The sequence below is a fragment of the Azospirillum sp. TSO22-1 genome, from assembly GCF_003116015.1.
In the GTDB taxonomy this organism is placed as follows: domain Bacteria; phylum Pseudomonadota; class Alphaproteobacteria; order Azospirillales; family Azospirillaceae; genus Azospirillum.
On sequence record NZ_LGQZ01000103.1, the window covers coordinates 15,208 to 40,353 of the forward strand.

The window sequence follows — 25,146 nt, forward strand, 5'->3', positions numbered from 1 at the left end:
TCCCAATCGCGTCCGTGACGCCCTTACTTCCAGTCGCGATGGGGCTCCACCTCGCCGGGGCCGCCGGGCAGCCCGAAATCGACGAGCCGGAGGTGCTCCAGGCGCGACAGGTCGGCGATGGGCTGGACACGGACGCCGCGCTCGCCGACGGAGGCGACGACGCCGATGGGGATGCCGGGCGGATAGGCGCCGCCATGCCCCGAGGTGACCACCCGCTCGCCCACCGTCGCCACCGCGTCGGGCGGCAGGTAGATGAGCTTCGGCTGGTCGGAGTTGTCGCCCGCCAGCAGCGCGCGCTGGCGCGAGCTTTCCAGCACCACCGGAACGCGGGCGTTGATGTCGGTGATCAGCAGCACGCGCGACGACCACTCGCCCACCTCGACCACGCGGCCGACCATGCCGGAGCCGGCCAGCGCCGCCTGCCCCTTGCGCACCCCGTCGCGCCTGCCGGCGGTGACCACCAGCGTGCGGAAGAAGGTGGCGCCGGGCGCCGCGATGACGCGCGCGGTGATGTAGGAGGCCGCCGGGTCCGGCTTGTAGCGCAGGACCGAGCGCAAGCTGTTGTTCTCCGCCTCCAGCCGCAGCGCCGCCTGGCGCCACTGCGTCAGGCGGGCGTTCTCCGCCTTGAGGCGCTGGTTCTCCTCGTAGACGTTCTGCACATCGACGACGGATTCGATGACGCGGGCGGCGGTGGCGGCGGGGCGCGACAGGGCGTCGAGGATCGGCGCGAAGGCGTCGGTGACGCGCGAACGCGCCGTATCGACGAAGGCCGGATCGACCTTGCCCACCATCATCAGTGCGACCGAGGCGGCGACCAGCAGAAGGAACGAGAATCGCTGGGCGAGCGCCCGCAACGGCGCGGCAAGGCGAACGACGGATCCGGAGGTTCGCGGCTTCACAGGATCATCCCGTCCAGGAAGGCTGGCGCCACGCGCCCCGTTGGCTTCGTCCCGATGCGTTTCAGGCGAATCACGGGGCCCGCGGTATCCATTCGAGGATTACACGATCAGTAAGCGCTGACCAAGACGTTTCGCAGCGTCTTCATCTCTTCCAGGGCGCGGCCTGTGCCCAGCGCGACACACGAAAGCGGATCGTCGGCGATGGAGACCGGCAACCCCGTGGCGTGCCGCAGCACGAAGTCCAGGTTGCCGAGCAGGGCACCGCCGCCGGTGAGCACGATGCCCTTGTCGACGATGTCGGCCGCCAGCTCCGGCGCGGTGTGCTCGAGCGCCACCTTGACCGCCTCGACGATGGCCGAGACCGGCTCGGCCAGGGACTCGGCGATCTGCCGCTCGGAGATGATCAGCTCCTTCGGCACGCCGTTCATCAGGTCGCGGCCCTTGATCTCCAGGATGCGGCCCTCGCCGTCCTCCGGCGGGCAGGCGGAGCCGATCTCCTTCTTGATGCGCTCGGCCGAGCCCTCGCCGACGAGAAGGTTATGCGTGCGGCGGATGTAGCCGATGATGGCCTCGTCCATCTTGTCGCCGCCGACGCGCACCGAGCGCGAGTAGACGATGCCGCCCAGCGACAGCACGGCCACCTCGGTGGTGCCGCCGCCGATGTCCACGACCATCGAGCCGGTCGGCTCGGTCACCGGCAGCCCGGCGCCGATGGCGGCGGCCATGGGCTCCTCGATGAGGAAGACCCGGCGCGCGCCGGCAGCCTCGGCCGACTCCTGGATGGCCCGGCGCTCGACCGCGGTGGAGCCCGACGGCACGCAGATGATGACCTGCGGGCTGGCAAAGCTGCGGCGGTTGTGCACCTTGCGGATGAAGTGCTTGATCATCTCCTCGGCGACTTCGAAGTCGGCGATGACGCCGTCGCGCAAGGGGCGGATGGCCTGGATGTTGCCGGGCGTGCGGCCCAGCATCATCTTGGCCTCGTCGCCGACGGCCAGCACCTGCTTCTTGCCGCGGACGTTGGCGATGGCCACGACCGACGGCTCGTTCAGCACGATGCCGCGGCCCTTCACGTAGACCAGGGTGTTGGCCGTCCCCAGATCGATCGCCATGTCGGCGGACAGGACGCCGAGAAGTTTGGAAAGCATGGACCCGACTACTTCTTCATGCGGTTGAGACGGCCTGGCCGGCATCGCGGGTCCGAGGAACCGCATCCGCCGCCCGTTGCATAGACGAACACTTGACCGCGCTCAAGCGGAGAGTGCGGGTCGGAGGCCACCGTGCGGCAGGCCCCGGACGGCCCGAACACTGGCCCAACAGGGTTAATTTTTCGTTATACCCCGCGCGCCGCGGCCCTGCCTGTTCTAGGGGGAATCGCTGCGGCGCCGCAACGGCTTTGTCGCGGCGGTGGGCACCTCTGCGCTTATCGGATGTCAAGCGGCGTGCAAACGCGTAAGCTGCGCCGACGCGACCGCCGGAGACCCCCATGACACCCACCACCCACCGCCACATCGTCACCGCCTATGAAGAGGCGCTGAAGAAGCTGCGCTCGAGCGTGGTGGAGATGGCCGGGGCGGCGGAGACCCAGGTGGACGGCGCGCTGGCCTGTCTGGCGCAGCGCGACCCGACCCTGGCCGGCGAGGTGGTGCGCGGCGACGGCCGATTGGACCGCGAGCAGCAGGAGATCGAGGCCGCCAGCATGCGCCTGCTGGTGCTGCGCCAGCCGGTGGCCGACGACCTGCGCGAGGTGATGGCGGCGCTGAAGATGGCCGGCAGCCTGGAGCGTGTCGGCGACCACGCCGCCAACATCGCCAAGCGCTCCTCCGCGCTGCGCGGGCTGCCGGACACGCCGACTCTGGCCGGCCTGCCTGCGCTCGGCCGACTGGTCCGCGAGCGGCTGGGCACGGTGCTCGATGCCTACGTGGAGGGCGACGCCGAGCGCGCCCTGCAGGTCTGGCGCAACGACGACGAGGTGGACGCGCTGCACTCCAGCGTCGTGCAGGCGGTGACCCGGGCCGCCGCGGAAGCGCCGGAGCGCTTCCAGGCGCACATGCATCTGCTGTTCATCGCCAAGGGGCTGGAGCGCATCGGCGACCATGCCACCAACATCGCTGAGACCGTGTACTTCCTCGTCACCGGCCAGCCACTGTCCGACGAGCGCCCGAAAGCCGACGAGGCGAGCGGCGCATCCCCGCGCGAATCCCAGCCTTAAGTTATAACCCTTTCGGTCGAGGCAACGCCCGGCCCTTGTCGGTTGGGTGATGGAAAATACGTGCTGCGAAGGTTAATTTCATACGAGATGAATTTCCGGAGCCGCACGCACGACATGTCCAACGACCTCCGCCGCCTGTACGACGCCGTCCGCGAACGCAAAGGCCGCGATCCCTCGGATTCGCGCACCGCCAAGCTGTTCGCCGCCGGCCCGAAGAAGATCGCCAAGAAGGTTGGCGAGGAGGCGGTGGAGGTGGCGCTGGACGCCATGGCGGAGGACCGCCAGGGCGTGATCAACGAGAGCGCCGACCTGCTCTACAACATCGCGGTGCTCTGGGCGTCGCTGGACATCCATCCGGATGAGGTGTTCGCCGAACTGCGGCGACGCGAGAACCTGTACGGCATCGCCGAGAAGCTGCCGAAGCTGGCGGTGGTCGGCGGCCGCGAGGAGAAGTAGACTCGCCACCCGCGCGAGAATGTTCATGAATGCGCAATCCGCCACTCGCATCATGTCGCAGAATCGCGCTTAATTGCGCGGATTATTCCCAGACGACTACAACCCCATCATCCACCCTTCATGCGCCTTCGCTAACGTACGGGAAGGGAGGCTCCCGCCTTCCCGGAACAATTGCGCAGACAAGGGGGAACCATGACCACATACGCTTCGCCCGTTGCCCTCACCTTCGAGAGGGCGGACATCGACAACGGCGGCTTCCACCTGAAGGCCAAGGTGGGCGGCGTGGCCGTCAACACCTTCCAGGTGGATACGGGCTCGTCCGGCATGGTCATGTCGCAGTCGCTCTTCCCAAGCGATTTCCCCTGGGACACCTATCCGAGCTTCGGCAGCTACACCATCCACTACTACCCCAGCACGATCACCCGCACCGGCGTCTGGTACCATCTGCCGGTCGATCTGATCGGCGCCGACGGCACCACGGTCAGTTCGCACGCCATGGTGCTGGTTTGCCCCGACGCCCCCGACAACCTCGCCATGATGGGCGTGTCGGCGAAGGGCGAAGCTCCCGCTTACAACGTGTTCCTGCAAGCCAGCGACTCCTCGGGCAACCCGCTGGCACCGGCCTATGCGCTGACCCAGACCACGGTCGTCATCGGCCAGACCCACAGCGCCGGCGACGGCTACGCCGGCGCTGCGCTCACCGTCGCCAATCCGCCGATCACCCCGCTGCCGGCGCAGACCAACACCGTCCCGTTCACCCCGCCGGACGTGCAGGCCTGGAACCCGCCCGCCGTCAACGTCGCCTTCGCCCCGCCGAACGGCGACTTCGGCACGGCGGTCCCGCTGGCCTTCGAACTCGACACCGGCATCAACCAGTTCCTGGTGGCCTGCCCGCAGAGCGACATCCCGAACGGCTGCCTGGGGCCGGAGAACGCCAACGACCAGTGGCCGTTCACCCAGAACTCCCGGATCAGCGTCTCCTTCGCGGCCGGGGCCACCGGCGCCGCGCCGGCGCTCGCCTACACGGTGACCATCGGCGAGAAGCCGGCCAAGGACACGCCGAATCCGGTCGGCGACGTGCTGTACATGGGTCCGCCCACCGGAGACGGCAGCTTCGCCCGCGCCAACGTCGGCATCTGCCCGATCAACGCCTGCACCTACCTCTACGACGCCCTGAACGGCTTCCTCGGCTTCAAGCCGCTGTAGCCGCGCAAACAAAAAGCGCGCCCCAAAGGGCGCGCTTTCCGTTTCCGGAACCTGCCTTGAAGGCTCAGTTCTTGGCCTTGTCGACCAGACGGCGCTCGGCGATCCAGGGCATCATGGCGCGCAGCTTCTCGCCGACCTGCTCGATCGAGTGCTCGGCGTTGCGGCGGCGGGTCGCCTTGAAGCTCGGCTGGCCGGCTTTGCACTCCAGCATCCAGTCGCGCACGAAGCGGCCGGTCTGGATGTCCTCCAGGACGCGCTTCATCTCGGCCTTGGTCTCGGCGGTGACGATGCGCGGGCCGGTCTTGTAGTCGCCGTACTCGGCGGTGTTGGAGATCGAGTAGCGCATGTTGGCCATGCCGCCCTCGTACATCAGGTCGACGATCAGCTTCACCTCGTGCAGGCACTCGAAGTAGGCCATCTCCGGGGCGTAGCCGGCCTCGGTCAGCGTCTCGTAGCCGGCCTTGATCAGCTCCGTCAGGCCGCCGCAGAGCACGGCCTGCTCGCCGAACAGATCCGTCTCGCACTCTTCCTTGAAGGTGGTCTCGATGATGCCGGCGCGACCGCCGCCCACCGCCGAGGCGTAGGACAGCGCGATGTCCAGCGCGTTGCCCGAGGCGTTCTGGTGCACCGCCACCAGGCAGGGCACGCCGCCGCCGCGCTGGTACTCGCCGCGCACGGTGTGGCCGGGGCCCTTCGGGGCGATCATGAACACGTCGAGGTCGGCGCGCGGCTCGATCAGGTTGAAGTGCACGTTCAGGCCGTGCGCGAACACCAGCGAGGCGCCCTGCTTCAGGTTCTTGGCGAGATCGTCGCGGTACAGGTCGGCCTGCAGCTCGTCGGGGGTGAGGATCATCACCACGTCGGCCCACGCCGCGGCCTCGGCCGGCGCCATGACCGTGAAGCCGGCGCCTTCGGCCTTCTTGACCGTGGCCGAGCCCGGACGCAGCGCCACGCGGACGTCCTTGACGCCGCTGTCGCGCAGGTTGTTGGCGTGGGCGTGGCCCTGGCTGCCATAGCCGACGATGACGACCTTCTTGCCCTTGATCAGGTTCACGTCGGCATCACGATCGTAGTAGACGCGCATGGGATGATTCCTTGGTCTCGCGAATGTTGGTGCTGCCCGCAGCTGCGGGCCGATTACTCCACCGGCGGCGGCGCCGCGTCAAGCGACTCCGCCGCCGGTGGTGGGAAAGTTCCGTCCGTCAGAAACCCGCCGCGCCCTTGGACATGGCGAGCACGCCGGTGCGGCTGGTCTCCACCATGCCGAGCTGGCTCATCAGCGCGATGAACTCCTCGACGTGGTCGGTGGTGCCGGTCAGCTCGAAGATGAACGACGACAGCGTCGCGTCCACCACGTTGGCCTTGTAGATGTCGGCCAGACGCAGCGCCTCGATGCGCTTGTCGCCGGTGCCGGCGACCTTGATCAGCGCCAGCTCGCGCTCGACGCGCGGGCCGTCGTCGGTGAGGTCGCGCACCTTGTGCACCGGCACGAGGCGGTCGAGCTGCGCCTTGATCTGCTCGACGATCATCCGCGTGCCCGAGGTGACCAGCGTGATGCGCGAGGTGTGGCCGGTGTTGTCCACCTCGGCCACCGTCAGGCTCTCGATGTTGTAGCCGCGGCCCGAGAACAGGCCGATGACGCGGGCGAGAACGCCCGGCTCGTTGTCCACCAGCACGGCGATGGTGTGCTTTTCGATCTTCTCTTCCATGACCCGGAACTCCGCCAAGCTCAGTGGTTCTTGCTTACACCAGCACCATGCCGTCCTCCGGCGTGGCGTCGGAGGGGCTGTCCTCCGGGCCGAGCAGGATTTCGTTGTGCGCCTTGCCGCCCGGGATCATCGGGAAGCAGTTCTCCTTGGGATCGACGATGATGTCGACGATCACCGGCCGGTCGGTGACCGCCAGCATCTGCTCGATCACCTTATCGACGTCCGCCACCGTCTCGGCGCGCAGGCCGACGCAGCCCCAGGCCTCGGCCAGCCTGACGAAGTCGGGCAGCGCCTCCGAGTAGCTCTCCGAGTAGCGCGAGCCGTGCAGCAGCTCCTGCCACTGGCGCACCATGCCCATGTACTTGTTGTTCAGGATGAAGATCTTGACCGGGGCGCGGTACTGCACCGCGGTGCCGATCTCCTGCATGTTCATCAGGAACGAGGCCTCGCCGGACACGTCCACCACGATGGCGCCGGGGTGCGCCAGCTGGGCGCCGATGGCCGCCGGCAGGCCGTAGCCCATGGTGCCCAGGCCGCCCGAGGTCAGCCAGCGGTTCGGCTGGTCGAAGGGCAGGAACTGCGCGGCCCACATCTGGTGCTGGCCGACCTCCGTGGTGATGTAGTGGTCCTTGCCCTTCAGCGCCTCGCGCAGCCGCTCCAGCGCGTACTGCGGCTTGATGACCGCTTCGGTGCGGTGGTAGTTCAGGCAGTTGCGGCCGCGCCACGCGTCGATCTGCGCCCACCACGTCTTCAGCGCCGCCTTGTCGAGCTGCTTCTGCCTGGCCTTCCACAGCCGGATCATGTCCTCCAGCACGTGCGCGCAGTCGCCGACGATGGGGATGTCCACCGCGACGTTCTTGTTGATCGAGCTGGGGTCGATGTCGACGTGGATCTTCTTCGAGCCCGGCGCGAACTCCGACAGCTTGCCGGTGACGCGGTCGTCGAAGCGGGCGCCGATGTTGATCATCACGTCGCAGCCGTGCATGGCCAGATTGGCCTCGTAGGTGCCGTGCATGCCCAGCATGCCCAGCCACTGCGGCTCCGACGCCGCGAAGGCGCCCAGGCCCATCAGCGTCGAGGTGACCGGGATGCCGGTCAGCTTGGCGAACTGGGTCAGCAGCTTGGCCGCCATCGGGCCGGAGTTCACCACGCCGCCGCCGGTGTAGAGGATCGGGCGCTTGGCCGAGGCGATCAGCTCGATGGCCTCCTCGACGCGGCTCAGCTCCGGCTTCACCTGCGGGCGGTAGGTCTTGTGCTTCACCTCGGTCGGCGGCACGTAGGTGCCCTCGGCGAACTGCACGTCCTTCGGCAGGTCCACGACCACCGGGCCGGGACGGCCGGTGCGCGCCACGTAGAACGCCTCGTGCAGCGTGCGGGCCAGGTTGTTGACGTCCTTGACCAGGTAGTTGTGCTTGGTGCACGGCCGGGTGATGCCCGTCGTGTCGGCCTCCTGGAAGGCGTCGTTGCCGATCAGGTGGGTCGGCACCTGGCCGGACAGGCAGACGATCGGAATCGAGTCGCACAGCGCGTCCAGCAGGCCGGTCACCGCGTTGGTGGCGCCGGGCCCCGAGGTCACCAGCACGCAGCCCACCTTGCCGGTCGAGCGGGCGTAGCCCTCGGCCGCGTGCACCGCGGCCTGCTCGTGGCGTACGAGGATGTGCTTGAGGTCGTTCTGCTGGAACAGCGCGTCGTAGATGGGAAGTACGGCGCCGCCGGGATAGCCGAAGATGATATCGACGCCCTGGTCCTTCAGGGCCTTGATGACGATCTGCGCGCCGGTCAGCTTCTGTTCGGGCATGGTTCGACCTTTTTGCTGGCGCCCCCGGACGGGGCGTCGTTCGCTCGTTCCCCGCCGCGGCGCCCTGCCCTTCCAGGCAAAAACAAGGGGTTACCCCTCCCGCACCGCAACCGGGAGCGGCAAGCTAGACAAAACCGGTGTGGAAGGTCAACCCATTTTGCGAAGTTTCGTAAAGCTTTTTTGCCGCAGCTTTTCCGAATATTGCGCGCAGCCGCATGGCTGGCATGCAAAGTGACGATCGAGACCGACGTGCGGCCGTCCGCCCTCGGTATGTCCGACCCGCCCCGGCTTGACGCCGCCACGCCGCGCTTCCCATCATGGGAGCGGCCAGCCGTGCTCCCGGCCGGGCGAAGGGATGTTCGGGAAGGATGTGGCCATGTCGACGACCTATGCCTGGTCTGCGGCCTACGAGATCGACCAGGGCGTGATCGACGCTCAGCACCGCCAGCTGCTGGAACTGGCCAACCTCGTGCGCATGGCCGTGCACGGGCAGCGCGGCGACGAGGTGCTGAGGGTGCTCGGCGAAAGCTTCGCTGCGCTGGAGCGGGAGGCGCTCCACCACTTCGAGACGGAGGAGGCGGAGCTGGAGCGGCTCGGCAGCCCGCTGCTGGAGGAGCACCGGCGCCTGCACGCGCAGATCATCCGCGAGGCGCGCGCCATCCACCAGGACATCATGAAGGGCTATCCGGCCGATCTGGCGGGCACCGTCGAGGTGTGGATGCTGGACCGCCTGATCACCCACATCGTCCGCGACGACCGGGCCGCGTTCGACGCGGTCAGAAAATAGGCCCCTCATCCCTTTGCGGGAGAGGGGCCCGGCGATCACACCCGCTTCAGCAGGTCGCAGATCCGCCGCACGCCCTCGCGGATGCGCTCGGGCGAGGTGGCGGAGAAGCTCATGCGGATGGTGTTCTTGCCCGAGCGGTCGGCGAAGAAGGCCGAGCCCGGCACGAACGCCACGTTGGCCTCCTTGATCGCCCGCTCCAGCAGCTGCGTGCCGTCGACGTGCTCCGGCAGTTCCAGCCAGACGAACATGCCGCCCTGCGGCTTGGTCCAGGTGACGCCGGCCGGGGCGTGCTCCGCCAGCGCGGCGAGCATGGCGTCGCGGCGCTCCTTGTAGTGGCTGCGCAGCGTCTTGACGTGGCTGTCGAAGATCTGGCCGACCACGTCGTGCAGGATGATCTGGTTGATGGTGCTGGCGTGCAGGTCGGCGGCCTGCTTCATCAGCACCAGCCGGTTGACCACCTCCGCGGTGGCGAGGACCCAGCCGACGCGCATCGCCGGCACCATGGTCTTCGAGAAGGAGCCGCAGTAGATCACGTTGGTCGGCTTGCCGCCGTGGCGCGCGGCGTCGAGCCCGACCAGCGGCGGCAGCGGCTCGCCGTCGTAGCGCAGCTCGGTGTAGGCGGCGTCCTCGACCACCGGCACGCCATGCTTCTCGCAAAGATCCAGCAGCGCCTCGCGCCGCGCCAGCGACACCGTGGTGCCGTTCGGATTCTGGAAGTCGGGCACGAGGTAGAAGAACTTCGGCTTCTCGGCCAGCGCCGCCTCCAGCGCCGCAAGGTCCGGCCCCTCCTCGTCCATGGGGACGGAGATGTAGCGCGGCTCGTAGGGCGAGAAGGCCTGCAGCGCGCCCAGGTAAGTCGGCGCGGTCACCACCACGAGGTCGCCCGGGCCGATCAGCAGCTTGCCGATGAAGTCCAGCGCCTGCTGCGAGCCGCTGGTCACCAGCACCTCGTCCAGCCCGGCCGTGACGCCGTGCTTGCCCATGTAATTGCAGATCCACTCGCGCAGCGGCGTGTGCCCCTCGGAGATGGTGTACTGCAGCGCGCCGCCGGCGCCGGCGTTGGACTGGAACACCTTCTGGTAGGCGTGCGCGATGGCGGCGGAGGGGAAGAAGTCGGGGTCGGGGATGCCGCCGGCGAAGGAGATGATCTCCGGCCGGTTCAGCAGCTTCAGCAGCTCGCGGATCTCGGATGCGCTCATGCCGGAGACGCGCCCGGCAAACACATGGCCCCAATCGACAGTCACTTTCCGTCCTCCAGAGACTCAATCGCGCAAGGTCGTTTCAAGCGGCCTGAGAATGTCATCCCGAGACGCCGCCGTATAGAGAGTAGGAACGGCATGGCAGCCCTGCGCGCGTTTGTCCAGGAGTTGATGGCGGAACCACGTCACCTGCCGCTTGGCATAATGCCGCGTCGCCTGTTGCGCCTTGGCGGTCGCCGCCTCCAGCGACAGTTCCCCATGCATGTGCGCGCGCAGTTCCGGCACGCCCAGCGCCTTCATCACCGGCAGGGCCGGGTCGAGGCCCAGCGCGTCGAGCGCCCGCACCTCCTCCAGCGCGCCGCGCTCCAGCATCCAGGCGAAGCGCGCGTCGCAGCGGGCGTAGAGATCGGCGCGCGGCGGGTCGATGACGTACACCTGGAACCGCAGGCCCGGCGGCGGCCCCTCGGCGTGTTCCTCCTGCCAGGCGGACAGCGGCCGGCCGGTCGCCTCCAGCACCTCCCAGGCGCGGGTCAGCCGCGTGGTGTCGCCGGGGTTGAGGCGCGCCATGGCCGGATCGCGCGCCACCAGCTCGGCGCGGAAGGCGTCTCCACCCAGCGCCTTCAGCCGCGCGTGCGCGGCGTGGCGGATCGCCTCGGGGACCGGCGGGACGGTGCTCAGCCCCTCCATCAGCGCGCGCAGATACAGCCCGGTGCCGCCGACCACCACCGGCAGCCGTCCAGCGGCGCGGGCGTCCGCGATCTCGGCCAGCGCCATGTCGCGCCAGCGCGCCGCCGAACCGCGCTCGGAGCCGGGCAACACGCCGTACAGCCGGTGCGGCGCGCGCGCCAGATCCTCGGCGCCGGGGCGGGCGGCGAGCACGTCCAGCTCGCGGTAGAGCTGCATGCTGTCGGCGTTGATGACGGTGCCGCCGAACGCCTCGGCGATGTCGACGGCGAGACCGGACTTGCCGGACGCGGTCGGGCCGCCGATGACGATGACCAGGGTGCTGTCCATGACCCACCCTACGAAACGGCCGCGCCGGCACCAAGACCGTTTCTCGCCGCCCCCGCTCTGTGCTAGGGAGCGCCCGCGCCCTCCAACCGCACCGGTGCCCCATGCAAGCCGTCGTCACGCTGATCGCCGATCCCACGACCTCCGTCCTCGACGCCGACGCGGCGCAGGCGGTGCGCTCCGCCCTGACGGGGCTGGGGGCCGAGGTGTCGAAGCCCGACTGGCTGGCGCCGGCCGCGGCCTGCGACTTCGCCTTCGAGGGGCTGGCACCAGAGCAGGCGGAGGCCGCGGCGCGTCAGGCGCTGGGCGGGCTGCCGGTGGACGTCGTCGCCCAGCCGCGCGCCGCGCGGCGCAAGCGCCTGCTGATCGCCGATATGGAATCGACGATCATCCAACAGGAGATGCTGGACGAACTGGGCGACTACGTCGGCCTGAAGGAGCACATCGCCGGCATCACCGCCCGCGCCATGAACGGCGAGATCGACTTCAAGGGCGCGGTGCACGAGCGGGTGGCGCTCCTCAAGGGCCTGCCGGAACGCGTGCTGGACGAGGTGTGGACGCGGGCCGAGCTGATGCCGGGCGCCGCGGCGCTGGTCGCCACCATGCGGGCCAACGGGGCGGTGTGCGTGCTGGTGTCCGGCGGCTTCCGCTGCTTCACCCGGCGGGTGCGCGACTGGGTCGGCTTCGACGAGGACCGCGGCAACGAGCTGGAGGTGATGGACGGCGTCCTCACCGGCCGCGCGCTGGAGCCGATCCTCGACAAGACGAGCAAGCTCGACTCGCTGATGGAATACGCCGGGGCGCGCCGCATCCCGGTGACCGAGACGCTGGCGGTCGGCGACGGCGCCAACGACCTGCCGATGCTGCTGGCCGCCGGCCTCGGCGTCGCCTACCATGCCAAGCCGGCGGTGGCGGCCGAGGCGCGCGCCCGCATCGACCACGGCGACCTCACCGCGCTGCTGTACGCCCAGGGCTACCGGGCCGGCGAGATTGTCGGGACGAAGTAAGGAACGGCTGCGATGAGCAAGGCTCCTCACGTCATCGACATGGTCGATCCGGCGATGTCGGACGACCAGCGGCAGGTGGAGTTCACCCTGGTGCTGAGCGACGGCTCACGGGTGCGCACCGCGGTGCTGCCCGAGCATCTCTCGGGCATCAGTTCGACCTTCCTCAACTACGCCCTGGTCGCGCACAACCGCCTGCGCCAGCTCGGGCTGGCCGGCGAGCCGGAGGTGCGCACCGACGTGCCGCCCACCGAGGTGACCGGCATGGCCTTCGGCCAGACGCCGGATGGCAAGGGCGCGTTGATCCTGATGTTCGGCGCCGCGCAGCTGGCCATTCCGGTGGACTCCGGCCACCTGCGCAGCCTCGCCCTGCAGACGCTGGCGCTGGCCGACGCGCTGGACGGGAAGGCGCCGGTCAAGCAGTGACCCCGGAGATCGACTGTTCGGCATCCCCCGCTCCGTGATATAAGGGGCAACCGCCACCTCGAGGGGTTGCCGCCATGGACCATCCACCGCCTTCGACGCGATTTGGCTCCCTGGCGACACAACCGCGCCCCGCGCCCTGTGCCCGTCCATTGCCCGCACCGGCCGCCGCGCGCCGCCCCATGGTCTCCCAAGCGGCCTCACCGCAGCGGCCCATCCCCGGCCCGCCCACCCCTGCCTTTCGATCTCCGGCCCCCTCCCGGGGAGGGCTTCCGCGGCCGGGTCATGCCGTCCAGCCGTTCCGGCCGGCCGTGGCGCAGAAGATGGACCCGAGCGGCATTCTCGAAGACCAGCGCCGGCGCGAGGTGAAGAGCCTCATCCAACAAAGGCTGAAGGGCCAGGTTGCCGCGGTTGGAGAAGCGTACCTCGATTACGTCGTGACCGCCGTGATGCGCCTGCAAAGCAGCGAAGAGATCCTGGATGCAGCCAACCACCTGATGCTGCAGGCGCAGATCGGCATGCAGGAGCCGACGACGGTCCTTACGCCCGACGAGGTCGAGAAGAATTCGAAACTCATCAGAGGAATCAAGGATCGCCTGATCGAAAAAAAGCAGCACCGCGACAGACTGCTGGAGACTCGGGACGCCATCGAGTCTTCTGACGTCCTGATCAGAAAGCTGAGCTTCGATGAAGCGAGTACATTCATGAACCCGGCCAAGCTGGCCAATCAGTCGGATGCCTTTCCGTCCGGGGTTGAAGGCGCGAAGGCTTTCGCCATCAGCCGAATCTACAAATTCTCCAATGCCGCACGCAACGAGATGGAAGGCGCTTATGATTTTCTGGTTCACATTAGATTGACACGCACTTTGAAGGATTATTTCCTAAAGCATCTGTGGGTAAACGAAGACAATCTAAAAGTCGGCAACGAAAAATTCAGTTTCCGCTTCAACCCGCAGGTGAAATACGAAAAGGGCGGCTACACCATCCTGATTCCCAGGCAGGCGTGGCCGGCGTTTGTTTCCAGGGTCGAGGTTTACAGCGTATACGGCTCAGACGGAAAGATGATCTTCTCACCGCGTGATCTGGCCAATTGGCAACACAACGCGCGGCAGGAGCGAATGCAGGCCGGATACAACATGGAGCCAACGCCGGGCGGCAAGCCGCTGCACGATTATTCAAGTTCCTACATCAGCTGACCACGCCCGCCCCCGCGCCAAGGATCCGCACCGCGACCTGCTTGGTGAACGGGCTCAACGCGAACACCTCCCAGCGCGCGCCGGTCGCCTGCACGAACTCCTGGAACGCCTTGTACTCATCATCCCGCCAAGTGCGGTTGCCGACGAACTCGTCGAAGACCAGCACGCTGCCCGGCCGGATGCGGTCGGCCAGCGCGGTCAGCACCGTCTTCGCCGACGAGTAGATGTCGCTGTCCACGTTGACCAACCGCACGTCGCCCGGATGGGCGGCCAGGAACGACGGCAGCGTGTCCTCGAACCAGCCGGCGTGCAGCGTCACGTTCGACCGCACTTTCGGAAGCTGCCCCCCGGCGGAGAGCACGCCGCGCGGCTCGGCGCCCCAGGCCTCCGGCAGCCCCTCGAACGAATCGAAGCCGTGCACCGCCTGCCCCGCCGCCGCCGCGATGCGGTCGATGGAGGTGCCACGGCGCACGCCGAACTCCAGCACCAGACCGGGCACCGCCGCTTGCGCCACCGCATGCTCCAGCAGTGGACCGCTCAGCGCGAACAGCCGCACGTCGGTGCTGAGGAACGGCACGACGGCGTCCACCGAGTCCCACAGCGCCCGGCGGCGCGGCTGGCCGGCGACGTGCGCGAGGTGGAGCGCCCGCGCCCCGGCCTCGTCGCCGAGCAGCCGGCGGTAGACGGCGAGCAACGCCCAGTACTTGCCGTTGGCGCCGCGCTGCGTCACCGCCCTCTCCACCCGCCGCAGCGCCTCGTCGGGACCGTGCAGGTGCAGCGCCGGGGCATGGCTGCCGAGCCACCCCGCGGCGTGCTCGGGGTCGCGCGCCAGCAGCGCGTCGAAGGCGGCGAGCGCCGGCGCGGCGACGCCCAGCGCGTTGTGGCAGAGGCCGACCTCGTACAGCAGGTCGATGCTGGGATCGGGCACCGTCGCGGCGACGCGCAACGCGGCGACGTAGCGGGCGTCGCGCCGGCAGGCGCCGGCCAGCGTGTCGGTCAGCCCCGGCAGGCCCGGCGCCAGGGCGGCCACGCTCTCCAGCACGCCGACGGCGCGGTGCGCGTCGCTCGCCGCCAGATGGGCACGGCCGAGGTGGAACAGCGCCTCCGGGTCGCCGGGATTTTCCGTGAGGGCGCGACGGAGGTGGGCGAAGGCGCGCGCCGGGTCGCGCCGGGCGGCGTAGGCGGCGCCCAGCAGCACGTCGGCGCCGGGCACGCCGGCCAGCCGCTTCAGCGCCGCGTCGAAGCGCCCCGCGGCGAGCAGGGCGCGGGCGTCCTGGAGAGGGTCTGTCATTGGGAATTCTTGTACCCCTCTCCCGCCCCGGGAGAGGAAGGGGCCCGTGGCGGAGCCGCGGGAGGGTGAGGGTGACTGCAAGGATCCTTGGCTTTACCCTCACCCGACGCCTTCGGCGTCACCCTCTCCCGGGGCGGGAGAGGGTTTAACTTATCCCTGGCCGAGCGGCAGGGCCACGAAGCGCAGGTCGCCCTGGCGCTCGATCAGCAGCAGGATCGACTTCTTTCCCTGCTCGCGCGCCTTCTGGACCTTGGCGGCGACGTCGCCCGGAGCCTTCACCTCCTCCTGGCCGACCTCGACGATGACGTCGCCGGGGCGCACGCCCTTCTCCGCCGCCGGGGTGCCGTTCGCCACCTCGGTGACCACGACGCCCTTCTGGTCCGCCTTCAACTCGAACTGCTGACGCAGTTCCGGCGTGATGCCGGTCAGCTTCAGGCCCAGCGCCTCGGTCGGCTTCGGGCCGTTGCCCTTCGGCTTCTCGGGTTCCTCCGGCGCGTTGGCGAGCAGGCCGGACTCCTCCGCCGCCTCCAGCTCGCCGACCTTGACCTGCATGGTCTGCGCCTTGCCCTTGCGCCACACCTCGACCGGCACCGACTTGTCGATGGAGGTCTCGGCGACGACGCGCGGCAGGCGGCGCATCTCGTTGATGTCCTTGCCGTCGAACTTGGTGACCACGTCGCCGGCCTGGACGCCGGCCTTGGCGGCCGGGCCGTTCGGCGTCACCGAGGCGACCAGCGCGCCCTTCGGCGCCGGCAGGCCGAGGCTCTCGGCGATCTCCGGCGTGACGCCCTGGATGCGCACGCCGAGCCAGCCGCGCTTGGTGCGGCCGAACTCCTTGAGCTGGGCGACGACCGTCTTGGCGATGTTCGACGGGATGGCGAAGCCGATGCCGACCGAGCCGCCCGACGGCGAGAAGATCGCCGTGTTGATGCCGATCACCTCGCCGTTGAGGTTGAACATCGGGCCGCCCGAGTTGCCGCGGTTGATGGCGGCGTCGGTCTGCAGGAAGTCGTCGTACGGGCCGGCGTTGATGTCGCGCTGGCGGGCCGAGACGATGCCGGCGGTCACCGTGCCCCCCAGGCCGAACGGGTTGCCGATGGCCACCACCCAGTCGCCGACGCGCATGATGTCGCTGTCGCCGAACGGCACCGCGACGAGCGGGTGCTGCGTCTTGATCTTCAGGAGCGCGACGTCGGTCTTGCTGTCGCGGCCGACCAGCTCCGCCTTGATGTTGGTGTCGTCCTGCAGGATGACGGTGATCTCGTCGGCGTCCTGCACCACGTGGTTGTTGGTGACGACGTAGCCGTTCTTGGCGTCGATCACGAAGCCGGAGCCGAGCGACGTGGCCTTGCGCTGCGGCGCGTCGGGCCGGTCGCCGCCGTGGCGGTCGAAGAAGTCCTTGAAGAACTCCTCGAACGGCGAGCCCGGCGGGAACTGCGGGATCTCCGGCCGCGATCCCTCCGGACGCTCCTGCCCGGGGGCGCCGGGACGGCCCGAACGCTCGGCGCGCTGCGGCGCGGCCTGGGTGGTGGAGATGTTGACGACGGCGGGCAGGAGCTTCTCCGCCAGGTCGGCGAAGCCGTTCACCGGGCCACCCGGACGGGCCTGCGCCGCCGCGGGGCCGCTGACCGCCGTGAAGCTCAACGCTCCGGCCAGCGCCAGGGCCATCGGCAGCGCGGCCAGCCGGCCGATCAGGCCGCGGCGCGGAGCCGGCGTGAAGGTGTTGTCGTTGTCTCGGTTCACTGGGGTGATCTCCCTGCCACGAACGTCCGCGCCTTCGCGGGCGGCGGTTCACACGCGTCCTGACTGCGGGATGTAATCCGTGCGTGCATGCCCTGCAAGCAGGCACGCGAACGTCCGCCGAAAGTCCGGTCGCGAGTGTAAGAAGACGAGTATGGTGGAAAAAAGGCGATTCGCAATGATCACGCGGCGCGAATCAGCCACACGAGGCCTACTCCGAGCACAGCGGCGGCCAGACCGGCGAAACGCATCTGCGTCTCGGGGACGGCGAGCGCCTGTTCGATCATGCGGCGCATCCCCGTGGGGAACAGCGCGTACAGCGAGCCCTCGATCACCAGGAGCAGGGCGAGGGCGGTGAGGAGGTCGTCCATGGATGGTCTTCGATTCGGTGACTCTTGCCCCCACCCCTTACCCCTCCCCCGCTTTGCAGGGGAGGGGAAAAAGGCACCCTCCCCTGCGACAGCGGGGGAGGGTCGGGGTGGGGGCAAGCGTGGCCGGCGCCTTACTGCGCCGCCTGCCGCGCCGGCGCGGCGCCCGGGGCGGACTCGTTGAAGTAGCGGAAGAACTCGCCGGTCGGCGACAGCACCAGCGTGGTGTCGTCCTTGTTCAGCGCCTTCCGGTACGCTTCCAGCGACCGGTAGAACGCGTAGAACTGCGGGTCCGACGACGTGGCGTCCGCGATGGTCTTCAGCGCCTGATTGTCGCCCTCACCGCGCTGGATCTGCGCATCGCGCTGCGCCTCGGCCAGGATGACCGTGCGCTCGCGCTCGGCGCGCGCCTTGATCTGCTGCGACTGCTCCTGACCCTGGGCGCGCGCCTCGGCCGCCTCGCGCTCGCGCTCCGAGCGCATGCGGGCGAAGATCGCCTGGCTGGTCTCCTCCGGCAGGTCGGCGCGACGGATGCGGACATCGACGATCTCGATGCCACGGCTCTTGGCCTCGGCGTTCACCTGCTCACGGATCTCGTTCATCACCCGCGGCCGCTCCTCCGACAGCACGGCCAGCAGCGTCACGCTGCCCAGCACGCGCCGCATCGCCGAGTTGACGACGCTGCCCATCTGGGTGCTCGCCGCCTGCTCGGTGCGCAGCGACTGGAAGAAGCGGACCGGGTCGATGATGCGGTAGCGGGCGAAGGCGTCGACGTCCAGGCGCTTCTGGTCGGCGAGGATCACCTGCTCGACCGGCGGGTCGAGGTCGAGGACGCGGCGGTCGATGTAGACCACGTCCTCGATGAAGGGGATCTTCATCTTCAGGCCCGGTTCCTGGATCACCCGCTTGATGGCGCCGAGCTGGACGACGAGGGCCTGCTGCGCCTGGGTGACGGTGAACAGCGAGGCCGAGGCCAGGATGACCAGGGCCACCAGCGCCACGCCGGCGATCATGAGGGTTCGGTTCATGGCGTCACCTCACTGGCGCTGCTGGCCGGCCTTGGCCGGCGCGGGGGAAGCCACGGGGGGCTGGAGCTTGTCGAGCGGCAGATAGGGCACCACGCCCTGGCCGCCCCCGGCGTTGCCCTCGATGATCACCTTGTGGGCGCCGCTCAGGATCTGCTCCATGGTCTCGAGGTACATGCGCTTGGCGAGCACCTCCTTGGACTGGCTGTAGGCCTGGTAGATCTTGGTGAAGCGCTCGGCGTCGCCGCGGGCCAGGTTGATGACCTGCTCGCGGTAGGCCGAGGCCTCCTGGATCAGCCGCTCGGCCTCGCCGCGGGCGCGCGGGATGACGTCGTTGCGGTAGGCCTCCGCCTCGTTGCGCAGGCGCTCGCGGTCGGCGCGGGCGCGCTGCACGTCGTTGAAGGCGTCGATGACCGGGGCCGGCGGATCGGCCTTCTGCAGCTGCACCTGGGTGATGGTGATGCCCGATTCGAACTCGTCCAGCATGGCCTGGAGGAGCTGCTTGGTGGAGGACTCGATCTGCGCGCGCGCCTCGGTCAGCGCCGGCTGCAGCTCGGTGCGGCCGATGACCTCGCGCATGGCGCTCTCGGCCGCCTTCTTCACCGTGCCCTCGGGATCGCGGATCTTAAACAGGTACTGGCCGGCGTCCTTGATCACCCAGAACACCGTGTAGTCGATGTCGATGATGTTCTCGTCGCCGGTCAGCATCAGCGATTCGTCGGCGACGTCGCGCTCGTTGCGGCGCCCCTCGGTGGCCGAACGGAAGCCGATCTCGATACGGTTGATGCGCGTCACCTTGGGCAGCAGCACCGACTCGATGGGCGCGGGCATGTGGTAGCGCAGGCCGGGCTGCTCGGTGCGCACCCATTCGCCGAAGCGCAGAACCACGCCCTGCTCGTCCGGCTGGACGCGGTAGATTCCGGTCAGCCCCCACAGCACCAGCAGGCCGCCGAGCACCAGCGCCAAGCCGCGCCCGGTGCCGAAGCCGCCGGGCACCACGCGGCGCAGCCGGTCCTGGCTGCGCCGCAGCAGGTCCTCAAGGTCGGGAGGCTGCGGCCCGCCGCCGCCCCCACCGCCGCCGCCGGGCGGCCGTCCCCACGGGCTGGGCCCGCCGCCGCCACCGCTGCCGGGAGGCGGCCCCCAGGGGCCGCCACCGCCGCCCCCACCCTGCCCCCCACCTTGATTGCTCCACGGCATACCTGTGATCCCCCTCGCGTCTCGTTGCCGGTGTTCCCGGTCGCTTTACCATTATTGCCGGCCAGTTCTATAGTGCGCCCTCCCGCTTGGCACACTGGAACCGGCGGTCATCCGCAGATATCGGGAAAGAACCGGAGTTTTCAACCATGGCGCAGGTTACCGAGGCGCAGGTCATTGCAGCGCTGAAGACCGTCATCGATCCCGAACAGGGAAAGGACATCGTCACGCTGAACATGCTGTCCGGCCTCGTGGTCCGCGACAGCAACGTGGCGTTCTCCATCGAGGTCGACCCCAAGCGCGGCGCGCAGGCCGAGCCCGTCCGCCACGCCGCCGAGAAGGCGGTCGAGGCGCTGCCCGGCGTCACCTCGGTGACGGCCGTGCTCACCGCTCATCGCCCGGCCGGCGCGCCGAGCGCCCCCGTGCACCAGCAGCAGCAGGGCCACGGCCACGCGCATGGCCATGCCCACGGGCACGGCCAGCAGCAGAAGAAGCTGGTGCCCGGCGTGAAGGCCATCGTCGCCGTCGCCTCGGGCAAGGGCGGCGTCGGCAAGTCCACCACCTCGGTCAACCTCGCGCTGGCGCTGGCCGCCAACGGGCAGAAGGTCGGCCTGCTGGACGCCGACATCTACGGCCCCTCCATGCCGCGCATGCTGAACATCCAGGGCCGCCCGGTCACCCATGACGGCCAGACGCTGGAGCCGATGGAGAACTACGGCATCAAGGTGATGTCCATGGGCTTCCTGGTGCCGGAGGACACGCCGATGATCTGGCGCGGCCCGATGGTGATGAGCGCGCTCCAGCAGATGCTGGGCGACGTCAACTGGGGCGAGCTGGACGTGCTGGTGGTGGACATGCCGCCGGGCACCGGCGACGCCCAGCTGACCATGGCGCAGCAGGTGCCGCTGGCCGGCGCGGTGATCGTCTCGACGCCGCAGGACATCGCGCTGCTGGACGCCCGCAAGGGCCTGAACATGTTCCGCAAGGTGGACGTGCCGGTGCTCGGCATCATCGAGAACATGAGCTACTTCTGCTGCCCGAACTGCGGCCACCGCACCGACATCTTCAGCCACGGCGGGGCGCGCAAGGAGGCCGAGGCGCTGGGCACCGACTTCCTGGGCGAGGTACCGCTGGACATCGCCATCCGCGAAACCTCCGACCAGGGCCAGCCGATCGTCGTCTCGCAGCCCGACTCGGAGCACTCCAAGGTCTACCGCGCCATCGCCCGCGCGGTGTGGGAGAAGGTCGGCGGCGGCGCCGCCCGGCAGGCGCCGCGCATCGTCATGCAGTGAGGCGAACAGTGAGGTCGGGTGGGAGGACTCCGGTCCTCCCACTCCGCATCAAGGGACCGGCGATACGCACACCGCACCGGACCGAATCCGACAAGCACTTCCGGCAGCAGTACATCGCCCCCTAACGGTCGGCGTTCCGGACGCTGGCTGCGCGACGAGTTTCCCCGACAACGCCATCGCCGAACGTCTTCACGGCCGGCGAGATCCACACGCTGTACCGCTCCATCGCGTCGGTCGAGCTGCAGCGCGCCGATTCCATGTCGTTTCCAATCCGCAAGGCGTGAACCTAGCGCGCCGGCCCCAGGCAGCCGCCGATCAACTGGTAGCAGAGCTGGATGTCACGGTCGGCGTTGTAGCGCAGTTCCGCCACCCGACCTCGGCGGACCGCGAAGGTCGCCTCGCAGCTGTAGTTGGTGGTCCAGGTGGAGACCTCCGGCCGCCACAGCCCGGGGATCCAGCCATCCGCCTCCCAGTCGAGGTCGCGGTGGACGTTGGTCTGCTGCCGGCCGTAGCTCAGGTACTCGGTGCCGTCCGGCGCGGTGGCGCTGCGCTGCGGCACGCCGGCGCAGGACAGCAGCGTGCCCTTGGGCATACCGACCATGGTCTGCGGCGCCTGCTTGGCCAACTCGGCCTCCGGGCTGGCGCAGGCGGCCAGGGCCAGCAGGGCCAGGGTCATGATCGCACGGGTCGTCATCGGCACCTCCTCCCCGGCAGCGCATTGCAACGCAATGCGCGAGAGGGTCTGAGGGGAAGAACGCCGCAGACCCGCGACCGGCTCAGCCGATCAGCAGCGAATCGTCGCTGATGTCGACGCCGCCGCGCTGCCGGGCGAACAGCGCCAGCAGGTGCGGCACGTCGAGCCCGGCGCGCTCCTCCCCCGCCACGTCCAGCACGATCTTCCCCTCGTGCAGCATCACCGTGCGGTCGCCGTAGTCGAGCGCCTGCTGCATGGAGTGCGTCACCATCAGCGCGGTGAGGTTCTTCGATTCGACGATGCGCCGGGTCAGCGTCAGCACGAACTCCGCCGTGCCGGGGTCGAGCGCCGCCGTGTGCTCGTCGAGCAGCAGGATCTTGCAGCCCGCCAGCGTCGCCATCAGCAGGCTGACCGCCTGCCGCTGCCCGCCGGACAGCAGGCCCATGCGGTCGTGCAGACGGTTCTCCAGGCCCAGGCCCAGCTCGGCGATGCGTTCGCGGAACGCGTCCCGCCGGTGGTGCCCCAGCGCCAGGCCGAGGCCTCGCCTCGCCCCGCGCGCCGCGGCCAGCGCCATGTTCTCCTCGATGGTCAGCGCGGCGCAGCTGCCGGCCATCGGGTCCTGGAAGACGCGGGCGACGTAGCCGGCGCGCTTCGGCGTCGGCCAGCGGGTAACGTCCAGGCCGTCGATGGCGACCGCGCCGCTCTCGGCGATCACGTCGCCGGCCAGCGCCCCCAGCAGCGTCGACTTGCCGGCGCCGTTGGAGCCGATGACGGTGACGAACTGCCCCTCGGGGATGGTCAGGTCGACTCCGCGCAGCGCGTGCTTCTCCAGCGGCGTGCCGCGGCCGAAGACGACGTGCAGGTCCTTCACCTCGATCATTTCGCCACCTTCGCCACCGGGCTCGCCGCGCGCATCTTCATCCGCGGCAGGATCAGCGCCACCGCCACCAGCACCGCCGTCACCAGGTTGAGGTCCGAGGCCTGCAGCCCGATCGCATCGGCCGACAGCGCGAACTGCACCGCCAGCCGGTAGAGGATCGAACCGACCACGCAGGCGACCAGCGCCCCGGCCATGCCGCGCAGCGGCAGCACCGTCTCGCCGACGATCACTGCCGCCAAGCCGACGACGATGGTGCCGATGCCGGTGGTCACGTCGGCGAAGCCGTTGGTCTGCGCGAACAGTGCCCCGGCCAGCCCGACCAGCCCGTTCGACAGTGCGATGCCGAAGTACAGGTGGGTGTCGGTCTCGACGCCCTGCGCCCGCGCCATCCGCGCGTTGACGCCGGTGGCGCGCATCGCCAGCCCGAACTCGCTGGCCAGGAAGCGCGCCAGCAGCGCCACCACCGCCAGCACCACCACGGCGACGAACAGCGGCCGCACGATGTGCTCGGGCAGGCCCAGGCCGTAGAACGGCGTCAGCACCGTGTCCTGCATCAGGATGGCGACGTTCGGCTTGCCCATGACGCGCAGGTTCACCGAGAACAGCGCGATCATGGTGAGGATCGAGGCCAGCAGGTGCAGGATGCGGAAACGCACGTTGAGCACCGCCGTCACCAGCCCGGCCGCCGCCCCCGCCGCCACGGCGGCGAGGCTGGCGAGCCACGGGTTGGCGCCGGCAACGATCAGCGTCGCGGCGACCGCGGCGCCCAGGGGGAAGCTGCCGTCCACCGTCAGGTCCGGGAAGTCCAGCACCCGGAACGACAGGAACACCCCGAGCGCCACCAGCGCGTAGACCAGCCCGATCTCGACCGCGCCGAAGAAGGCGATTTCCGTCACTTAACCATCCTGCTGTTGCCCCCACCCCGACCCTCCCCCGCTGGGCGGGGGAGGGAGAGAGGGCGCCCCATGTCCCCTCCCCCGCCCAGCGGGGGAGGGTTAGGGTGGGGGCAAGTGTCCCGATGCTCGAACTTACTGCCCGACTGTCTTCGTCGCCCGTTTGGCGACCGCGTCCGGGATGGAGACGCCCATGGCCGCCGCCGCCTTCGGGTTGACGAACAGGTCGGTGCCCTTGGCGAGCGCCACCGGGATGTCGCCCGGCTTCTCGCCCTTCAGCACGCGGGCCACCACGGCGCCGGTCTGCTTGCCGACCTGGAAGTAGTCGAAGCCGATGCTCGCCACCGTGCCGCGCGCCACGCTGTCGGTGTCGGCCGAGAAGACCGGCAGCTTCGCCTGCGCGCCCACCGCGGTCAGCGCCTCGAGGGCCGAGACCACCGTGTTGTCGAGCGGCACGTAGATCGCGTCGGCCTTGCCGACCAGGCTGCGCGCCGCGGTCTGCACGTCGGCCGACTTGTTGGCCGCCGCCTCGACGACGCTCAGGCCCTTCTTGCCCGCCTCGTCCTTCAGCGCCTTGACCATGGTGACCGAGTTCGGCTCACCTGGATTGTAGACGACGCCCAGGCGCTTGGCGGCCGGCACGATCTCCCTGATCAGGTCGACGTGCGCGCCGACGGGCGCCATGTCCGACAGGCCGGTGACGTTGCCGCCGGGCTTGTCCATGCTCCTGACCAGCTGCGCGCCGACCGGGTCGGTGACCGCGGTGAACACCACCGGCACGTCGCGCGTCGCCGCCGCCACGGCCTGCGCCGAGGGGGTGGAGATCGGCACGATGACGTCCGGCTTCTGCCCGACGAACTGGCGGGCGATCTGCGCCGCCGTGGCCGGGTTGCCCTGCGCCGACTGGTAATCGACCTTCAGGTTCTGGCCCGGCGTGAACCCGGCCTCCTTCAGCGCGGCGACGACGCCGTCGCGGGTGGCGTCGAGCGCCGGGTGCTCGACGATGGCGGTGATCGCCACCGACTTGTTCTGGGCCAGGGCGGGAGTGGCCAGAAGGACCGCCAGGGCGGCCATCGGCAGGGCGCGCGAGATCTTCATGTGTCGGTCCCTCTTGTCGGGTTTTCTCGGGCGTACGATGTTCGCTGCATGCCGTAGCCGGCCCCGCGCGCGCCGTCAACCGGCGGTGCGCGCATGTCAGCCGAAGAGTGGACCCAGCATGCCTGAAGACCCCCGCGACGCCCGCATCCAGGAGCTTGAGATGGCGTTGGCCGACGTCGCCGGCGAGGCGCGGGCCGGCTCCTATGCGCTGTGCGCGCACGAACTGCAGATGCGGCTGGAGAACATCCTCAGGCGCATAGAGGCCGTGCGTCGGCGCCCGGTGTCGGGCGACGCGTGACGCCCCATATCATCGCCGCCCCCATCGACAAGGCCCGAGATGACGAGCATCCCCGTCGAGAAGCGCTCCACGCTGTCCGCCGTTCTGCGCGGCCTGAGGCAGACCTGCCCCGCCTGCGGCCGCGGCCGGCTGCTGCACCGCTACCTGAAGCCGGTCGACCACTGCACGGCGTGCGGCGAGCGCTATGGCCACATGCGCGCCGACGACGCGCCGCCCTGGATGACCATCCTGATCGTCGGCCACATCGTGGTGCCGCTGCTGCTGTCGGTGGAGCAGGCCTACCACCCCGAAGCCTGGGTGCACTTCGCCATCTGGCCGGCGCTGACCCTGGTGCTGACGCTGGCTCTGCTGCCGCGTTGCAAGGGCGTGGTGCTGGGCGTGATGTGGGCGAACGGCATGTCGGGCGGGGAGCCGCGGTAGCTCCCCGCACCCGCCCCTACTCGGCGCGCCCGAGCGACTCCATCAGTTCCCGC

The 25,146-nt window shown here is 69.4% G+C and carries 26 protein-coding genes; 10 read left to right on the plus strand and 16 right to left on the minus strand.

Going from position 1 to position 25,146, the window contains the following annotated elements:
- Window positions 1-23: 23 nt before the first annotated feature.
- Both mreC and TSO221_RS24730 read right to left on the minus strand, forming a co-directional pair.
- A complete protein-coding gene (gene mreC, locus TSO221_RS24725; RefSeq protein ID WP_109121180.1) occupies window positions 24-899 on the minus strand; it encodes a rod shape-determining protein MreC in 876 nt (291 codons plus the stop codon).
- Window positions 900-1,006: 107 nt separating this feature from the next.
- Entirely contained in the window at window positions 1,007-2,047 is a 1,041-nt protein-coding gene (locus TSO221_RS24730) for a rod shape-determining protein (protein ID WP_014240000.1), read from the minus strand.
- Window positions 2,048-2,385: 338 nt separating this feature from the next.
- Here TSO221_RS24730 and phoU point away from each other — a divergent pair, with 338 nt between their 5' ends.
- The 3 genes from phoU to TSO221_RS24745 all read left to right on the plus strand — a co-directional run bounded on the left by phoU (window position 2,386) and on the right by TSO221_RS24745 (window position 4,773).
- Complete coding sequence (gene phoU, locus TSO221_RS24735) at window positions 2,386-3,111, plus strand: phosphate signaling complex protein PhoU (protein ID WP_109121181.1); 726 nt, start codon at window positions 2,386-2,388, stop codon at window positions 3,109-3,111.
- Window positions 3,112-3,225: 114 nt separating this feature from the next.
- A complete protein-coding gene (gene hisE, locus TSO221_RS24740) occupies window positions 3,226-3,567 on the plus strand; it encodes a phosphoribosyl-ATP diphosphatase (protein WP_109121206.1) in 342 nt (113 codons plus the stop codon).
- A gap of 192 nt (window positions 3,568-3,759) precedes the next feature.
- Window positions 3,760-4,773 (plus strand): hypothetical protein, encoded by a 1,014-nt coding sequence (locus tag TSO221_RS24745; RefSeq protein WP_109121182.1) that lies wholly within the window; start codon window positions 3,760-3,762, stop codon window positions 4,771-4,773.
- Between the two features lie 64 nt (window positions 4,774-4,837).
- Here TSO221_RS24745 and ilvC read toward each other — a convergent pair whose 3' ends face one another.
- The 3 genes from ilvC to TSO221_RS24760 form a co-directional block, all read right to left on the minus strand.
- Window positions 4,838-5,857 carry a ketol-acid reductoisomerase gene (gene ilvC / locus TSO221_RS24750; protein WP_109121183.1) on the minus strand — a complete coding sequence of 340 codons (1,020 nt, stop codon included), beginning with the start codon at window positions 5,855-5,857 and terminating at the stop codon, window positions 4,838-4,840.
- Between the two features lie 118 nt (window positions 5,858-5,975).
- The gene (ilvN, locus tag TSO221_RS24755; protein WP_109121184.1) at window positions 5,976-6,482 is read right to left on the minus strand and encodes an acetolactate synthase small subunit; all 507 of its coding nucleotides are present in this window, start codon (window positions 6,480-6,482) and stop codon (window positions 5,976-5,978) included.
- A 34-nt stretch (window positions 6,483-6,516) separates the two neighbouring features.
- Window positions 6,517-8,280 (minus strand): acetolactate synthase 3 large subunit, encoded by a 1,764-nt coding sequence (locus tag TSO221_RS24760; RefSeq protein WP_109121185.1) that lies wholly within the window; start codon window positions 8,278-8,280, stop codon window positions 6,517-6,519.
- Window positions 8,281-8,656: 376 nt separating this feature from the next.
- Here TSO221_RS24760 and TSO221_RS24765 point away from each other — a divergent pair, with 376 nt between their 5' ends.
- The gene (locus tag TSO221_RS24765) at window positions 8,657-9,067 is read left to right on the plus strand and encodes a hemerythrin family protein (protein ID WP_158284201.1); all 411 of its coding nucleotides are present in this window, start codon (window positions 8,657-8,659) and stop codon (window positions 9,065-9,067) included.
- A 35-nt stretch (window positions 9,068-9,102) separates the two neighbouring features.
- Here TSO221_RS24765 and TSO221_RS24770 read toward each other — a convergent pair whose 3' ends face one another.
- Both TSO221_RS24770 and miaA read right to left on the minus strand, forming a co-directional pair.
- A complete protein-coding gene (locus TSO221_RS24770; protein WP_247878244.1) occupies window positions 9,103-10,266 on the minus strand; it encodes a PLP-dependent aminotransferase family protein in 1,164 nt (387 codons plus the stop codon).
- Window positions 10,267-10,329: 63 nt separating this feature from the next.
- On the minus strand, window positions 10,330-11,280 hold the full coding sequence (gene miaA, locus TSO221_RS24775) for a tRNA (adenosine(37)-N6)-dimethylallyltransferase MiaA (RefSeq protein ID WP_109121188.1): 951 nt from the start codon (window positions 11,278-11,280) through the stop codon (window positions 10,330-10,332).
- Window positions 11,281-11,381: 101 nt separating this feature from the next.
- On the opposite strand from miaA, the gene serB reads away from it, so the two are divergent.
- The 3 genes from serB (at window position 11,382) to TSO221_RS24790 (ending at window position 13,900) form a co-directional block, all read left to right on the plus strand.
- The gene (gene serB / locus TSO221_RS24780; protein WP_109121189.1) at window positions 11,382-12,284 is read left to right on the plus strand and encodes a phosphoserine phosphatase SerB; all 903 of its coding nucleotides are present in this window, start codon (window positions 11,382-11,384) and stop codon (window positions 12,282-12,284) included.
- A 12-nt stretch (window positions 12,285-12,296) separates the two neighbouring features.
- A complete protein-coding gene (locus TSO221_RS24785) occupies window positions 12,297-12,707 on the plus strand; it encodes a hypothetical protein (protein WP_109121190.1) in 411 nt (136 codons plus the stop codon).
- A 74-nt stretch (window positions 12,708-12,781) separates the two neighbouring features.
- Window positions 12,782-13,900: a hypothetical protein gene (locus tag TSO221_RS24790; protein WP_146208901.1), complete on the plus strand. Its 1,119-nt coding sequence runs from the start codon at window positions 12,782-12,784 to the stop codon at window positions 13,898-13,900.
- Here the strand turns inward: TSO221_RS24790 and TSO221_RS24795 are convergent.
- The 5 genes from TSO221_RS24795 to hflK all read right to left on the minus strand — a co-directional run bounded on the left by TSO221_RS24795 (window position 13,893) and on the right by hflK (window position 19,521).
- The gene (locus TSO221_RS24795; RefSeq protein ID WP_109121192.1) at window positions 13,893-15,191 is read right to left on the minus strand and encodes a class I SAM-dependent methyltransferase; all 1,299 of its coding nucleotides are present in this window, start codon (window positions 15,189-15,191) and stop codon (window positions 13,893-13,895) included. The genes TSO221_RS24790 and TSO221_RS24795 overlap by 8 nt on opposite strands.
- Before the next feature lie 150 nt (window positions 15,192-15,341).
- A complete protein-coding gene (locus tag TSO221_RS24800) occupies window positions 15,342-16,859 on the minus strand; it encodes a DegQ family serine endoprotease (protein ID WP_109121207.1) in 1,518 nt (505 codons plus the stop codon).
- Window positions 16,860-17,113: 254 nt separating this feature from the next.
- Complete coding sequence (locus TSO221_RS24805; RefSeq protein WP_109121193.1) at window positions 17,114-17,302, minus strand: DUF2065 domain-containing protein; 189 nt, start codon at window positions 17,300-17,302, stop codon at window positions 17,114-17,116.
- Window positions 17,303-17,433: 131 nt separating this feature from the next.
- A complete protein-coding gene (gene hflC, locus TSO221_RS24810; RefSeq protein WP_109121194.1) occupies window positions 17,434-18,327 on the minus strand; it encodes a protease modulator HflC in 894 nt (297 codons plus the stop codon).
- Window positions 18,328-18,336: 9 nt separating this feature from the next.
- On the minus strand, window positions 18,337-19,521 hold the full coding sequence (gene hflK / locus TSO221_RS24815; protein WP_109121195.1) for an FtsH protease activity modulator HflK: 1,185 nt from the start codon (window positions 19,519-19,521) through the stop codon (window positions 18,337-18,339).
- 146 nt (window positions 19,522-19,667) lie between these two features.
- Between hflK and apbC the strand changes: the two genes are divergently transcribed.
- On the plus strand, window positions 19,668-20,810 hold the full coding sequence (gene apbC / locus TSO221_RS24820) for an iron-sulfur cluster carrier protein ApbC (RefSeq protein ID WP_109121196.1): 1,143 nt from the start codon (window positions 19,668-19,670) through the stop codon (window positions 20,808-20,810).
- 286 nt (window positions 20,811-21,096) lie between these two features.
- Here the strand turns inward: apbC and TSO221_RS24825 are convergent, their stop codons facing one another.
- The 4 genes from TSO221_RS24825 to TSO221_RS24840 form a co-directional block, all read right to left on the minus strand.
- Window positions 21,097-21,504, minus strand: a complete 408-nt coding sequence (locus tag TSO221_RS24825) for a hypothetical protein (protein ID WP_109121197.1) — start codon at window positions 21,502-21,504, stop codon at window positions 21,097-21,099.
- Window positions 21,505-21,586: 82 nt separating this feature from the next.
- Window positions 21,587-22,384 carry an ABC transporter ATP-binding protein gene (locus TSO221_RS24830; protein ID WP_109121198.1) on the minus strand — a complete coding sequence of 266 codons (798 nt, stop codon included), beginning with the start codon at window positions 22,382-22,384 and terminating at the stop codon, window positions 21,587-21,589.
- A complete protein-coding gene (locus tag TSO221_RS24835) occupies window positions 22,381-23,280 on the minus strand; it encodes an ABC transporter permease (RefSeq protein WP_109121199.1) in 900 nt (299 codons plus the stop codon). The genes TSO221_RS24830 and TSO221_RS24835 overlap by 4 nt, the downstream gene beginning before the upstream one ends.
- Before the next feature lie 132 nt (window positions 23,281-23,412).
- The gene (locus TSO221_RS24840) at window positions 23,413-24,375 is read right to left on the minus strand and encodes an ABC transporter substrate-binding protein (RefSeq protein ID WP_109121200.1); all 963 of its coding nucleotides are present in this window, start codon (window positions 24,373-24,375) and stop codon (window positions 23,413-23,415) included.
- Window positions 24,376-24,493: 118 nt separating this feature from the next.
- On the opposite strand from TSO221_RS24840, the gene TSO221_RS24845 reads away from it, so the two are divergent.
- Together TSO221_RS24845 and TSO221_RS24850 are read left to right on the plus strand one after the other, a co-directional pair.
- Window positions 24,494-24,673 carry a hypothetical protein gene (locus TSO221_RS24845; protein ID WP_109121201.1) on the plus strand — a complete coding sequence of 60 codons (180 nt, stop codon included), beginning with the start codon at window positions 24,494-24,496 and terminating at the stop codon, window positions 24,671-24,673.
- Between the two features lie 39 nt (window positions 24,674-24,712).
- Window positions 24,713-25,093 carry a DUF983 domain-containing protein gene (locus tag TSO221_RS24850; RefSeq protein WP_109121202.1) on the plus strand — a complete coding sequence of 127 codons (381 nt, stop codon included), beginning with the start codon at window positions 24,713-24,715 and terminating at the stop codon, window positions 25,091-25,093.
- Window positions 25,094-25,146 lie beyond the last annotated feature (53 nt).